This is a genomic window from Bradyrhizobium betae (genome assembly GCF_008932115.1).
In the GTDB taxonomy this organism is placed as follows: domain Bacteria; phylum Pseudomonadota; class Alphaproteobacteria; order Rhizobiales; family Xanthobacteraceae; genus Bradyrhizobium; species Bradyrhizobium betae.
On the sequence record NZ_CP044543.1, the window covers coordinates 5107495 to 5120959 of the forward strand.

Here is a 13465-nt window from a genome sequence, read left to right on the forward strand (position 1 = left end):
GCTATGGCCAGGATTCGGGTGGGACTCGTCGGCTGCGGTTTCGTGTCGGAGCTGCACATGTATGCGTTCCGGCGCGTCTATGGTGTGGACGTCGAAGTCGCGGCGGTCGCCGCGCGCGGCGACAAGGTCGTCGAATTCGCAAGAAACCATGGCGTTCCGCGGGTCTATCGCAGCTTCACTGATCTGATCGCGGACCGCGAGCTCGATGTCATCGACATCTGCACGCCACCCAACCTCCACGCCGAGATGATCGTCGCGGCCATGCAGGCCGGCAAGCATGTGATCTGCGAGAAGCCCTTTGCCGGCTATTTCGGCCGCGAGGGCGACCAGCAGCCGATCGGCAAGCATGTGCCGAAGGCGCTGATGTACGAGCGTGTGCTCGAAGAGATGGACGCCACGCGCGCCGCGATCGAGCGCACCGGACGCCTCTTCATGTATGCCGAGGACTGGATCTACGCACCCGCGGTGACCAAGACCGCGGAGATCATCAAGGCGACGAAAGACAAGATCCTGTTCATGAAGGGCGAGGAGAGCCATTCCGGTTCGCACGCGGCACACGCCGCGCAATGGGCGATGACCGGCGGCGGCTCGCTGATCCGCATGGGCTGCCATCCGCTCTCGGCGGTGCTCTATCTCAAGCAAGTCGAGGCGAAGGCGCGCGGCGAGACCATCCGCGTTGCCAGCGTTACCGGGGATGTCGGAAACGTCACCGCCTGCCTGAAGCCTGACGAGCGCAGCTACATCAAGGCCAATCCGCTCGACGTCGAGGATTGGGGCACGCTCACCGCGACTTTCTCGGACGGCACCAAGGCGACCGTGTTTTCCGGCGACATGATCATGGGCGGCGTCCGCAATCTGATCGAGACCTATACGAGCGGCGGCTCGCTGTTCGCCAACATCACCCCGAACAATCATCTGATGAGCTACCAGACCAGCGAGGAGAATCTCGCCAGCGTCTACATCACCGAGAAGGTCGACCGCAAAACCGGCTGGCAATATGTCTGCCTCGAGGAGGAATGGACGCGCGGCTATTTGCAGGAAATCCAGGATTTCATGGAATGCGCCGCGACCGGACGGCAGCCGCTGTCCGACCTCGCGCTGGCCTATGAGACGATCAAGGTGAACTACGCCGGCTATTGGGCGGCAGAGGAGGGACGACGGGTGGTGCTGTAGCGGCCTTCTCGTCGCGGGCGTTGCCTACCACGCTCCGGCGACGATCATCAGGGCAATCGTCATGCACGAGAGACAGGCAATCGATGCGGTATAGAATTCGGGCGTGTTCAATGTCGTCTCCTGAAAAGTCTTCGTCCTGAAATAATGCTGCAGCGACAGGCGCCACTCATTTCCCTGAACGCTTCGAATCTGCTTCGTCGCCGGCATTGGTATCGCCGGCGCCATCCGGATCGGAGCCATCGTCAGCCGGCTGGAAAATCTCAGGATGCTTGCCCGTCAGCAGAAGCTGCTTGCGCATCTCAGCGAGGCGGGCGCGGCAAAATTCCTTGTAGAGCAATTCGAGTATGGCGGGCATTGTCACCCCCATCGCTGGGATTCATTTTCTCAAAATGTCTGATTCCACTGGCGTGGCTCGCAATGTGAGCCGTTTTGCCTGTCATGCCGACCCAAATGGGATTGGCTGATCTGCTTCTACGCCGGAAAATGAAGCCGAACTCATTATCCAGATCACACAATCTAGAAGGCTTTTGTTTCAAAACGACTTCGTCCCACAACCTGCGCGCGCTCCCTCGTGGTCGAAAATCCAACCACAGCGTGAAAAAGATTACCGGAGGATGCAAGCACATCCGGCTGCAACGCGCTTGGCACCGTCGGCGCAGCGCGGCGACTTACCCTCCAGGGGAGGGTAAGCAGACCGCCGTGACGCGTTCGGTCATCACGCCCCGTAAGTCGATCCCTTCGGCAGCGGAAACACCGGGTCCTGGGTGCGGATGTTGGTCGGCCACACCACCGAGATGTGCTCGCCGGCGTTCTGCATCACCACCGGGGTCGAGCGTTCGTTCTGGCCTGACATCGGCGTGCCCGGTGGGAAAAACTTGACGCCATAGCCCTGGATGGTGCCGCCGGCGGGAATGTCGACGTCGAGTGCGGCCTTGCGAATGGCCTCGGGCTCGAAGCTGCCGTACTTCTCCCTGGCGACCGGCAGCACGTTGTTGAGCAGCACCCAGGTCTGGTTGAACCCCATCGAGCAGTGCGGCGGCACGTCGGTCGCGCCGGTCTTGGCCTGGTAGCGAGAGACCATGGTCTTGGTGAGGTCGCCGATACCCGGCGCGAGCTTGGCGGGATCGAGCAGCTGCGCCGGCACCGGATCGATGTTGCAGAAATTGTCGATGTCGGGGCCGAAGGTGGCGCGCAGCTTGTCGAGCTGGCTGTAGCCGGCGCCGGCGCCGAACAGCATCTTGAAGCGCAATCCGCTCTCTCGCGCCTGGCGCAGGAACAGGGTGATGTCGGGGTTGTAGCCGGCATGCGAGATCACATCGACCTTGGCCCGCTTGAGCTTGGTCACGAGTACCGAGAGGTCGGGCGCGGAAGCCGAATAACCCTCGCGCATCACCACCTGGATGCCGGCCTGTTTGGAATAGGCCTCGTCGGCGGCGGCGACGCCGACGCCATAGGGGCCGTCCTCGTGGATCAGCGCGACCTTGACCTCGCCGGGCTCCATGCCGAGTTTTGTCTTTGCGTGCTCGGCGATGAAGCCGGCAAAGGCCTGGCCATATTGGTCGGAATGGATCTGCGCGCGAAACACGTATTGCAGGTTCTTGTCCTTGAACACGGCGGTCGAGACCGCGGTCGTGATCCAGAGGATCTTCTTCTGCTGCTCGACTTTCGCCGCCATCGGCACCGCATGCGCGCTGGAATAGACGCCGTTGATGATGTCGATCTTTTCCTGGCTGATCAGCCGTTCGGCCTCGTTGATGGCGACGTCGGCCTTGCTCTGGGAGTCCGCGGCGACAGGGACAATTTTGGTCTTGCCGCCGATGCCGCCCTTCTCGTTGACGAGGTCGATGGCGATCTGCGCGCCGACCGAGGAGGCGACCGAGCCGCCGGCGGCGAAGGGGCCGGTGAGGTCGTAGATCAGGCCGATGCGTAATGTCTCGGCTTGCGCCTGGGCCCGTGTCCAATCGAGGCTGAGTGCGGCGGCGGCAGCCGCCGAACTCTTCAGCAGCTGCCTGCGTGAAGTCGGCATCCTATCCTCCCTCAAAGCCGTCTGTTGATCGTGCCGGTTATTTTTTTGCGAAGTATGGGGAGCGGGCCGGCGGAAAGTCAACATCGCTAAAGTCTGGCTCTGTCCTCCCGGTACAGAACGCAATTGCGAGATGGAGTTATGAAGCAGCGCGCGGTTACTGTTTCAAGCGGCGAGCAAGATAGCCCGCGGTCTTCCCGCCGGCTCGAGCGACTTGACGCGGCGTTCCCGATGCGACGATACGGCCACCCTCGTCGCCGGCGCCGGGGCCGAGATCGATGATCCAGTCGCTGTGAGAGACGACGTCCATGTCATGCTCGACCACGACGACGCTGTTGCCGGCGTCCACGATCCGCTCGAGCTGCGCGATCAGCCGCTCGACATCGCGCGGATGAAGACCGGTGGTCGGCTCGTCCAGGACATAGAGCGTGTGGCCGCGCTGCGGTCGCATCAGCTCGGTCGCCAGCTTGATCCGCTGGGCCTCGCCGCCGGACAGCTCGGTGGCGGATTGACCGAGGCGGATGTAACCGAGGCCGACTTCACGGACGACCGAGAGCGACCGGTTCAGCGCGGTATCGTCGCGGAAGAACTCGAAGGCCTCGTCAACCCGCATGGACAGCACGTCCGCGATCGATCGGCCGCGGATCTTCACGTCGAGCGTCTTGTCGTTGTAGCGCGCACCCTTGCAGGTCGGGCAGGGCGCATAGACGCTCGGCAGGAACAGAAGCTCGACGCTGACGAATCCCTCGCCCTCGCAGGTGCTGCAGCGGCCTTTTGCGACATTGAACGAGAAGCGTCCGGCATCGTAGCGGCGGGACTTCGCCTGCGGCGTTGCTGCGAACAGCTTGCGCACATGGTCGAACAGGCCGGTGTAGGTCGCAAGGTTGGATCGCGGGGTTCGGCCGATCGCCTTCTGATCCACCACGACGAGGCGATCGACCTGGTCGAGGCCGGCGACGATCTTGCCACCCAATGTCTCGATCGTGGGCGTAAGGTTGTCGTCGTCGGTATCAGCGGCGAGCGTGTGGCCGAGATGGCCGGCCACGGCATCGACGAGGAATTGGCTGATCAGGCTCGACTTGCCGGAGCCCGACACGCCGGTGATGCTGGCGAGGACGCCCAGCGGGATGTCGACATCGAGACCGCGAAGATTGTTGCGGGTCACACCCCTGACCTTCAGATGCCCCTTTTGCTCGCGGTGGGTCGTCGGCAACGGCTTTCTTGGATGTGAGAGATAGCGGGCGGTTCGCGATTGCTCGATCTCGCCGAGCCCCGCGGGCGGCCCGCTATAGAGAACGAGTCCGCCGCCTTCGCCGGCGTCGGGCCCGACGTCGACGAGCCAGTCGGCATGCCTGATGACCTCGATCTCGTGTTCGACCACGAAGATCGAATTGCCCGCGTGCTTCAACCGGTCCAGCGCCCGCAGCAGCGCTTCGGTGTCGGCCGGATGCAGGCCGGCGGAGGGCTCGTCGAGCACGTAGACCACGCCGAACAGGTTCGAGCGGACCTGCGTCGCCAGACGCAAGCGCTGCAACTCGCCCGGTGACAGCGTCGGCGTGCTGCGCTCGCAGGCGAGATAGCCGAGGCCAAGGTCGAGCAGGACGGCGAGGCGCGCGGACAGATCCTCGCAGATGCGCTTGGCGACGACAGTCTTCTCCGACCTGTCTGCTGAGGCTCTTGCGAACGGCTGGATCAGTTCCTGCAATTGCTTGAGCGGCAGGTGGGACATCTCGGCGATATTGAGCCCGGCGAACTTCACCTTGAGCGCCTCCGGCTTCAGCCGTGTGCCGTGACAGGTCGGGCAGTCCCGGATGATCATGAATTGCGCGACGCGGCGCTTCATCATCGCACTCTCGGACTTGGCGTAGGTCTGCATCACGTAGCGCTTTGCGCCGGTGAACGTGCCCTGGTAGCTCGGCTCCTCCTTGCGGCGCAGCGCCCGTTTGACTTCTGCTGCGTCGTAGCCGGCATAGACCGGAACGGTCGGCTGCTCCTCCGTGAACAGGATCCAGTCGCGATCTTTCTTGGGAAGCTCGCGCCAGGGCTTGTCGACGTCGTAGCCCAGCGTCGTCAGGACGTCCCGGAGGTTCTGTCCCTGCCAGGCACTCGGCCAGGCCGCGACGGCGCGCTCGCGGATCGTTCTGGTGTCGTCCGGCACCATGGATTTCTCAGTGACGTCGAGCATCCTGCCGATGCCGTGGCAGGTCGGGCAGGCGCCTTCCGGAGTGTTGGGAGAAAACGATTTCGCATAGAGCATCGGCTGCCCACGCGGATAGTCTCCGGCCCGGGAATAGAGCATCCTGAGCAGGTTCGAGATGGTTGTCACGCTGCCGACGGACGACCGCGTGGTCGGCGCGCCGCGCTGCTGCTGGAGCGCAACGGCGGGTGGCAAGCCTTCGATGTCGTCGACTTCGGGGATCTGCATCTGGTGGAAGAGACGCCGCGCGTAGGGTGACACCGATTCCAGATATCGTCGTTGCGCCTCGGCGTAGATCGTTCCAAAGGCGAGCGAGGATTTTCCGGAGCCCGACACGCCCGTGAACACGACGAGGGCGTTGCGTGGAATCTTGACATCGACGTTCTTGAGATTGTGCTCACGCGCGCCTCGCACCCGAACGAAGCCGTCGTCTCGTGTCAGCCCATCCGGCCGGGTCGGTCGATCGTCCATCTCGCTCCTCCAGGACCGCATGCGGCCGGCTCCGCTTGGCGCCGGTCGCGATTGGAGACTAACGGAAAGATCGTATGATGGGTCCCCCGATGCCAGCATGCCAATTGTGTTCGGCACAAAGCGAAGGCCCGTCGCGGCATGGCGACGGGCCTTGCAGGCATCGTTGGGTTGCCGGTACCAGGTGCGGCGCCGGTGTTACTGCGACAGCTTTACGAAGCTCGGAAACTTCAGCTTGCCTTCGGCAATCTTCTCGGGCCAAACCACGACCTGCTTGGAGTCCTGCCACTGGAACACCAGGCCTGAAACGGTCGCGGGGCCGGACTTGATGCCGTGGGTGAACTCGTCGTCCTTGCCGTAGAACTGGATCTTGCCGATCGTGCCTTCGAAGTCGGTCTTCTCGAGTTCGGTGACCATCTTGTCGGGATCGGTCGAGCCGGCGCGCTTGATGGCGTCGGTGATGATGTAGACCTCGTCATAGGCGGTGTAGCCGGTATAGGCCGGCGGCATGCCGAACTTGGCCTTGAAGGCGGCCGCGAACGGCTTTGTCTTGGAGGTTACCGCGACGTCGGGCGTTGCAACCGCCAGCGACGGCACGCCGTCGGCGGCGCCATTGGTGTCCTTCCAAAAGCTCGGGCTCAACGCCTGCGCGCTGATGCCGAACATCGGGATCGGCACCTGCTGGTTCTTCCACTGCACCGTCGGCTGCACGCCGACATGCGAGATGCCGGTGACGATCACGTCCGGCTTCTTGGCCTCCATGTTGTTGAAGATCGGCGTGAAGTCGGTGGTATCGGGCGAGAAGCGCACATGCTCGACGACCTTCAGGCCGGCCTTGGGCAGGCAGGCCTCATAGCCGATGTCGAGCGGCTTGGTCCAGGCGGCGTCCTCGCTCATGATCGCGACGGTCTTCATGTGCATCTTGTCGACCAGGAGATCCTTGGCCGCGTCGCAGACGATCTGGGCTTGCGCGGCCGAGGTCAGATAGCCGTGGAAGGTATACTTGTTCTTCTCGTAGTCGTTGTGGATCGCCTTGGTGATCTCGTTCGAGGCGGCACCCGGCGTGATCAGCGGCATCTTCAGCCGCGCCGCCCAGGGCTCGAGCGCCAGCACGACTTCGGAGATGTAGCTCGCGATCACGGCGGAGACCTTGTCCTCGCTCACTGCGCGCTGGAAGGCGCGCACGGAGTCGGCCGAGGAGCTCTTGTTGTCATAGGTGACGATCTCGACCTTGCGGCCGAGGATGCCGCCCTTGGCGTTGATCTCGTCGGCGGCGATCTGCGCGCCGCCCGGGGTCGCAGCGCCTGCGATCGACTGCACCTCGGCGATGACGCCGATCTTGATCGGATCGTTCGACTGCGCGTAGGCGGGCGCGGCGAGGCACAGCGCCAGCGCTGAGGTGAGGAGGCTGCTCGCCAAAATCGTCGATGATCGCATGGTCGTTTCCCTTCGTTGTTTTATTGTTGATAGGCGACTTAGAGAAAATCGGCCCCGGCCTCGGCGGCGAAACGGCCGGGATCGCCCTCCCAGACGATCCTGGCGTGTTCCAGCACATAGACGCGGTCGGCATGTGGCAGCGCGAAGGTCACGTTCTGCTCGCCGAGCAGCACCGTGATCGACGTGGTTTGCCGCAGCTTCGTGAGTGCCTTGGACAACAGCTCGAGAATGACGGGGGCAAGGCCCAGCGTCGGCTCGTCCAGGATCAGGATCTGCGGCTGCATCATCAGCGCGCGGCCGATCGCCAGCATCTGCTGCTCGCCGCCCGACAGCGTCTGGGCCAGCTGGCCCTGCCGCTCCTTCAGGATCGGGAACAGCTCGAACAGCCAGGCGAGCTGCGTCGCGCGCTTGTCGTCGGAGAGATGCTGGCCGCCGAGATCGAGATTTTCCCGCACGCTCATCTCGCCGAACAGCTCGCGCGATTCCGGGCATTGCACGAGACCGCTGCGGGCGATCTTGGCCGGGCTGGTGCCGCGCAGCTTTTCGCCGCCGCGCACGATTTCACCGGTGTAGGGCAGGAAACCGGAGATGGTGTTGAACAGCGTGGTCTTGCCGGCGCCGTTGAGGCCGACAACGGAGACGAACTCGCCCTCGTGGATGTGGATCGAGACATTCTCCAGCGCCTGCGCCTTGCCGTAATGGACGCTGACGTTCTCGACCTGGAGCAGAGGCACCTTGTCCTTGAAGCTGGTCTCCGGCCGCGCATGGGTCTCGATCGCGCCGCCGAGATAGACCCGGCGCACGGTCTCGTTCTTCATGACGTCCTCGGCCTTGCCGGTGACGATCTCCTCGCCGAGATACATCGCGAGCACGCGGTCGACCAGAGCTGCGACGCTCTTGACGTTGTGGTCGACCAGCATGACGGCGCGGCCGTCGTCGCGAAAGCTGCGGATCAGGTCGGAGAACACGTCGACCTCGGCGCGCGTGAGGCCGGCGAACGGCTCGTCGACCAGCACGACCTTGGGATCGCGCGCGATCGCCTTGGCAAGCTCGAGCCGCCTCAAATCGGCAAACGGCAGCGTCGGCGGTCGGCGATTCATCACCGAGCCCAAGCCCACGCGGTCGGCGATCCATTTGGCGCGCTCGACCAATGCCTTGTCCGGGAACAGCATGAACAGGCTGTCCGGCAGCAGCGCGACCATGATATTTTCCAGCACGGTCTGGCGGTTCAGCGGCCGCGAGTGCTGGAACACCATGCCGAAGCCCTTGCGCGCGATCTTGTGCGCGGGCAGGCCGGCGACATTCTCGCCCTCGAAGATCACGTCGCCGGCGGTCGGGCGCTCGATTCCCATCACGCTCTTCATCGCGGTGGATTTGCCTGAGCCGTTCGGCCCGATCAGGCCAAAGATTTCACCGCTATTGACCTCGAAGCCGAGGTTCTTCACCGCCGTCAATCCGCCGAAACGTTTGGTCAGGCCGCGAACTTCGAGCACGGGCCGGTTTGTCTTCATGTCCATTACGAGCGAGCCTCGCGCGAGAGGGCCGCTCCGAGGAAGCCGCCGGGGAAGAACAGAACGACCAGCAGCGCGACTGCCGAGACGATGAAGGTGGCGAGTTCGCCGGTCGGGCGCAGGAATTCGCCGGCGACGATCAGGAAGATCGCACCCAGCGCAGCCCCAAGCACCGTGCGCCTTCCGCCAAGAACGGCGGAGACGATCACGTTGACGCCGACCGCGACGTCGACGACGGTGCCGACCGAAGCGGTGCCGAAATAGAACACCAGCAGCGCGCCTGACAGGCCTGAGAAGAATGCGCTGACGATGAAGGCCGCGAGCTTGTGCTTGACGATGTTGAAGCCGAGTGCGCCGGCCTGCACCGGGTCCTGGCCGCTGGCTTGCAGCACGAGGCCAACAGGAGATTGCGACAGGCCGTAGAGGATCGCCGCCGAGATCGTCATGAAGCCGAGCGCGATCCAGTAGTTCGCGCCGGCATTGATGGTGATGACATCGGGAATGGTCAGGCCGATCTCGCCCCCGGTGAGGTCCGCGAACACCACGATAAAGTTCTGCAGCATCAACACCGCGACCAGCGTGGTCAGGCCGAAATACGGTCCGCGCACGCGAAGGGCCGGCAGCGCCAGCACGAGGCCGGCGAGGACGGACGCGCTCGCACCGAGCACGATGCAGAGATAGACGGACCAGCCGAACTGGGCATTGAGGATGCCGGCGGTGTAGGCGCCGACGCCGATCAGGAAGGTCGGTCCGAAATTCACTTCGCCGGCGAAGCCGAACAGCAGATCCCAGGCCATCGCGAACACGCCAAAATAGAACGCGACGGTGAGCAGCCCGAGCACATAGCCGGAGACATAAAGCGGCAGCGTCGCCGCGATGATCACGAGCGCGAGCGAGATGAAGAACAGGCGTGAGGTGAAAAAGCTCGCCATCTCAGCGCCTCCCTAGAAGGCCCTGGGGCCGGATATACATCACGAACACGAGCAGCAGCAGCGCCGGAATGGTGCGATAGGCCGGCGAGACCAGATAGGCCGTCAGCGTTTCGAGATAGCCGACCACGAAAGCGGCGATCAGCGAGCCGGAGACGCTGCCGAGGCCGCCGAGCACCACGATCGAGAACGCGCTCGCGGTGAGCGGGCCCACGCTGTAGGAGCTGACGCCCAGGAACATCCCGAGCAGCACGCCGGCGATACCGGCGAGGATGCCGTAGATACCCCACACCACGATGTAGATGTTGGTGAGCTCGAGCCCGAGCAGGGTGACGCCGCGCGGGTTCATCGAGGCCGCCAGCACCGCCTTGCCGGTGCGGGTGCGGTTCACCAGCAGCCACAGCAGTCCGATCACGAGGCAGCACACGATCGCGGTGAAGATCTCGTTCTTCGGCGTGCGGACGCCGAGCACGTCGACGACGCCCTCGACGATCGGTAGCACCGTCTTGGCGTTGTTGGTGAAGAAATACGCGATCAGCTCCTGGATCATGATGCCCCAGAGCAGCGTCCCCGTGAGGACGAAGATCTCCTTCTCCTCATTGGGGATGCGCCGGGAGTCCTGGATCGGCTTCACCACCGCAAAGTAGGTGGCAAACGCCGTGAGGAGGGCGACCCCGACCCCGATCAGCGCGCCGGCATAGGTGCCGACGTTGAGCACGCTGGCGGCGGCCCAGGCGGCCACCGCTGCCGCCACCATGATGGCACCGTGGGAGAGGTTGAGCACGCCGGAGACGCCGAAGATCAACGTGAAGCCGGTGGCGCCGAGAGCGTAGAGAGCGCTGATGGCAAAGCCATCGATCAGAATCTGGAAAGCTCGCATCTATGATTGGCAATCTATGGCTGGCAGCCGGGCTGCCGCTTTGAGGAAAGGTGCCGTTGGGGCGCGCAAGTGGAAGCTCCCGGGAGGTGGTCCCGGGAGCATGTCCTGCCGATCAGTTGCTGAGCTTGATGAAGCTCGGGAACTTGATGTCGACCTTGGCGACGTCCTTCGGCCAGACCGCGCTCTGCTTGCCGTCCTGCCATTGCAGCATCAGCCCGGTGATCAGGCCCTTGCCGTATTTGATCGAGTGCGTGAACGGATCGTCCTTGTTGTAAAACTGGACGCGGCCGATCGTGCCTTCCCAGTCGGTCTTCTCCAGCGCATCGACCAGCTTGTCAGCGTCGGTCGAGCCGGCGCGCTTCACGGCGTCGGCGATGTAATAGACCTCGTCATAGGAGGTGTAGCCGGCATAGGACGGGTAGTTGCCGAACTTCTTCTTGAAGTTCTCCGCGAACGGCACCGACTTCGGCGTCACCGCGACGCCAGGGCCGGAGACGCCCTGGTAGAGCACGCCTTCGGCCGCCTGGTTGGTGTCCTTGCCAAAGGTTTCGTTGGTGGCCTGCGAGGAGATGCCGAACATCGGGATCGGCACCTGCTGGTTCTTCCACTGCACCGTCGGCTGCACGCCGACATGGGAGATGCCGGTGATGATGACGTCCGGCTTGGAACCTTCGATCTTGTTGAAGATCGGGGTGAAGTCGGTGGTGTCGGGAGAGAAGCGGATGTGGTCGAGCACCTTCAGCCCGATCTTGGGCAGGCATTCTTCGTAGCCGACATCGAGCGGCTTGGTCCAGGCGGCGTCCTCGCTCATGATGACGGCCGTCTTCATGTGCAGCTTGTCGACGAGCAGATCCTTGGCGCCGTCGCAGACCGAAAGCGCAAGCGCCGCCGAGGTCAGATAGCCGTGAAAAGTGTACTTGTTCTTCTCGTAGTCGGCGTGAACGCTCTTGCTGATCTCGTTGGAGGCAGCACCGGGCGTCACGAACGGCGTCTTCAGGCGCGAGGCCCAGGGTTCCAGCGCCAGCACCACTTCGCTGATATAGCTGGCGATGACCGCGTTGACCTTGTCCTCGTTCACCGCGCGCTGGAACGCGCGCACCGAATCTGCCGAGGAGGAGTGGTTGTCGTAGCCGATGATCTCGATCTTGCGGCCGTCGACGCCGCCCGCGGCATTGATCTCGTCGGCGGCAAGCTGGGCCGCTTGCGGGATCGATGCGCCGGCAATCGCCTGCGCTTCCGCGATCACGCCGATCCTGATCGGATCGGCCGCAAATGCCGCGCTCGACGCGACCAACACCGCGCCTGTCGCGGCCGCACCAAGCGCACTTCGCAATGCACAAGAGAGTGCTTTATTCATATTGTTTTCTCCCTTTGGACCAAGCTTCTTTGAGCCATTATGTCGCAACTATAACGGCGAGCGTATTCTCGGCAAGTGAAACTGTATTCAGGATTGTACGATGAGGACTAAAGTCTAGCGGCTGCGTAAATTGCAGGCAGAACGCGGGCGAGACTCGGCGTCATGATCAGGCATGTAAATTTCGTCGGCCGGCATGCCGATGCGTTGGACACATGAAACTGCTGCAGACGAGCCGCGATCGCTTAACCTGCGTAGCCTCGTCCCAGCGACTGGCGTTGTCGGTGCCGATCCAGCGCCGTGTCGACCAGGCGCGTCAGCAACTCTTTATACGGCACGCCCGAGGCTTCCATCATCTTCGGGTACATGCTGATCGACGTGAAACCGGGCAGGGTGTTGATCTCGTTGAAACAGAAATCGCCGGTGTTCCGGTCGAGGAAGAAATCGACGCGCGCAAGATCGCTGCATTCGAGCGCGGCGAAGACCTGTACTGCGAGCGCGCGCACGCGCTCCATCTGGCTGGCGTCGAGCTTCGCCGGGAGATCGACCCGCGCGCCGTCGGGATCGAGATATTTGGCCTCGTACGAATAGAACTCGTGATGGGCGTTGGGATTGAGCTCGCTGGCGACGCTTGCAAACAGCGTCTCGCCCTCGAGCACCGCGACCTCGATTTCGCGCGCGTCGATACCCTGTTCGACCAGAACCTTGACGTCGTAACGAAACGCATCGTCGAGCGCAGCGCCAAGTGCATCCCAGATCTTGACCTTGTGAATGCCGACGCTGGAGCCCATGTTGCACGGCTTGACGAACACCGGGAGCGTCAGGCCCTCGATCGCTTTCGCGAGGGATGCGATGCGATCCTGAGCGTAGGCCTTGCGGGTGAGCACGCGATAGGGCGCGATCGGAACGCCGGCGAATTGCGCGAGCCGCTTGGCGACGTCCTTGTCCATGCTGACGGCGGAGGCGAGAACGCCCGAGCCGACATAGGGGACTTCGGCAAGCTCCAGCAAACCTTGCACGGTGCCGTCCTCGCAGAGGGGCCCGTGCATGACCGGAAAGACGACGTCGATCTCGATCGGGCGTGCAGCGCTCTCGGAAATCGGCTTGAGAACGCCGCGTCCATCGGGGCCTCTGGCGAGCCGCATCTCGGGGGCATCAGGCAGGATCGGCAAGACCGCCTGCGCCGGGTCGATGGTGGCAAGATCGTTCCACTGCCACCGACCCGTCTTGTCGATGGAGACCGGGATCACCTCGAAGCGTTCGCGGTCGAGATGCCGGAACACGGAAGCCGCAGATTTCAGCGAGACCTCATGCTCACCGGACCGGCCACCATAGAGAACCACGACGCGAATTTTGTTTGCCATGGTTCAGTTATCACGCGCCAGGCGCCAAAGTCACCTCTCTTGCCTCGATGTTGGCGTATCGATGAGGCTCTTCGCGACAATGCGGCGCCGGACAGGTCCACCGGCGCCGCATCGCGTTTCGACTCGCTC

Annotated in this window: 10 protein-coding genes; 1 reads left to right on the plus strand and 9 read right to left on the minus strand. The window is 63.3% G+C overall.

Annotated features, from left to right (window positions below; translation table 11 throughout):
• Positions 1 to 3 precede the first annotated feature (3 nt).
• Positions 4 to 1173 (plus strand): Gfo/Idh/MocA family protein, encoded by a 1170-nt coding sequence (locus F8237_RS24490; RefSeq protein WP_151648677.1) that lies wholly within the window; start codon positions 4 to 6, stop codon positions 1171 to 1173.
• 166 nt (positions 1174 to 1339) lie between these two features.
• On the opposite strand, the gene F8237_RS36445 is transcribed toward F8237_RS24490, so the two are convergent.
• The 9 genes from F8237_RS36445 to F8237_RS24535 form a co-directional block, all read right to left on the minus strand.
• Complete coding sequence (locus F8237_RS36445; protein WP_167527450.1) at positions 1340 to 1528, minus strand: hypothetical protein; 189 nt, start codon at positions 1526 to 1528, stop codon at positions 1340 to 1342.
• A gap of 360 nt (positions 1529 to 1888) precedes the next feature.
• Positions 1889 to 3199, minus strand: coding sequence for an ABC transporter substrate-binding protein (locus tag F8237_RS24500; protein WP_151648681.1), 1311 nt, complete (start codon positions 3197 to 3199; stop codon positions 1889 to 1891).
• A 154-nt stretch (positions 3200 to 3353) separates the two neighbouring features.
• Positions 3354 to 5864 carry an excinuclease ABC subunit UvrA gene (uvrA, locus tag F8237_RS24505; protein ID WP_151648683.1) on the minus strand — a complete coding sequence of 837 codons (2511 nt, stop codon included), beginning with the start codon at positions 5862 to 5864 and terminating at the stop codon, positions 3354 to 3356.
• A 195-nt stretch (positions 5865 to 6059) separates the two neighbouring features.
• Complete coding sequence (locus tag F8237_RS24510) at positions 6060 to 7298, minus strand: ABC transporter substrate-binding protein (protein WP_151648685.1); 1239 nt, start codon at positions 7296 to 7298, stop codon at positions 6060 to 6062.
• A gap of 38 nt (positions 7299 to 7336) precedes the next feature.
• The gene (locus F8237_RS24515; RefSeq protein ID WP_151648686.1) at positions 7337 to 8815 is read right to left on the minus strand and encodes an ATP-binding cassette domain-containing protein; all 1479 of its coding nucleotides are present in this window, start codon (positions 8813 to 8815) and stop codon (positions 7337 to 7339) included.
• Positions 8815 to 9741 (minus strand): branched-chain amino acid ABC transporter permease, encoded by a 927-nt coding sequence (locus F8237_RS24520; RefSeq protein ID WP_151648688.1) that lies wholly within the window; start codon positions 9739 to 9741, stop codon positions 8815 to 8817. Before F8237_RS24520 ends, F8237_RS24515 begins: the two co-directional genes overlap by 1 nt.
• A gap of 1 nt (position 9742) precedes the next feature.
• Positions 9743 to 10618 carry a branched-chain amino acid ABC transporter permease gene (locus tag F8237_RS24525; RefSeq protein WP_151648690.1) on the minus strand — a complete coding sequence of 292 codons (876 nt, stop codon included), beginning with the start codon at positions 10616 to 10618 and terminating at the stop codon, positions 9743 to 9745.
• Between the two features lie 112 nt (positions 10619 to 10730).
• The gene (locus F8237_RS24530) at positions 10731 to 11975 is read right to left on the minus strand and encodes an ABC transporter substrate-binding protein (protein ID WP_151648692.1); all 1245 of its coding nucleotides are present in this window, start codon (positions 11973 to 11975) and stop codon (positions 10731 to 10733) included.
• A 242-nt stretch (positions 11976 to 12217) separates the two neighbouring features.
• Complete coding sequence (locus tag F8237_RS24535; RefSeq protein ID WP_151648694.1) at positions 12218 to 13336, minus strand: D-alanine--D-alanine ligase family protein; 1119 nt, start codon at positions 13334 to 13336, stop codon at positions 12218 to 12220.
• Positions 13337 to 13465: the final 129 nt, after the last annotated feature.

Excerpts from the sequence above, each read along its gene's own strand:
- F8237_RS24510 (WP_151648685.1), bottom strand. The coding sequence starts at position 7,298 with ATGCGATCATCGACGATTTTGGCGAGCAGCCTCCTCACCTCAGCGCTG.
- F8237_RS24515 (WP_151648686.1), bottom strand. The coding sequence starts at position 8,815 with ATGGACATGAAGACAAACCGGCCCGTGCTCGAAGTTCGCGGCCTGACC.
- F8237_RS24530 (WP_151648692.1), bottom strand. The coding sequence starts at position 11,975 with ATGAATAAAGCACTCTCTTGTGCATTGCGAAGTGCGCTTGGTGCGGCC.
- uvrA (WP_151648683.1), bottom strand. The coding sequence starts at position 5,864 with ATGGACGATCGACCGACCCGGCCGGATGGGCTGACACGAGACGACGGC.
- F8237_RS24520 (WP_151648688.1), bottom strand. The coding sequence starts at position 9,741 with ATGGCGAGCTTTTTCACCTCACGCCTGTTCTTCATCTCGCTCGCGCTC.
- F8237_RS36445 (WP_167527450.1), bottom strand. The coding sequence starts at position 1,528 with ATGCCCGCCATACTCGAATTGCTCTACAAGGAATTTTGCCGCGCCCGC.
- F8237_RS24500 (WP_151648681.1), bottom strand. The coding sequence starts at position 3,199 with ATGCCGACTTCACGCAGGCAGCTGCTGAAGAGTTCGGCGGCTGCCGCC.
- F8237_RS24525 (WP_151648690.1), bottom strand. The coding sequence starts at position 10,618 with ATGCGAGCTTTCCAGATTCTGATCGATGGCTTTGCCATCAGCGCTCTC.
- F8237_RS24535 (WP_151648694.1), bottom strand. The coding sequence starts at position 13,336 with ATGGCAAACAAAATTCGCGTCGTGGTTCTCTATGGTGGCCGGTCCGGT.
- F8237_RS24490 (WP_151648677.1), top strand. The coding sequence starts at position 4 with ATGGCCAGGATTCGGGTGGGACTCGTCGGCTGCGGTTTCGTGTCGGAG.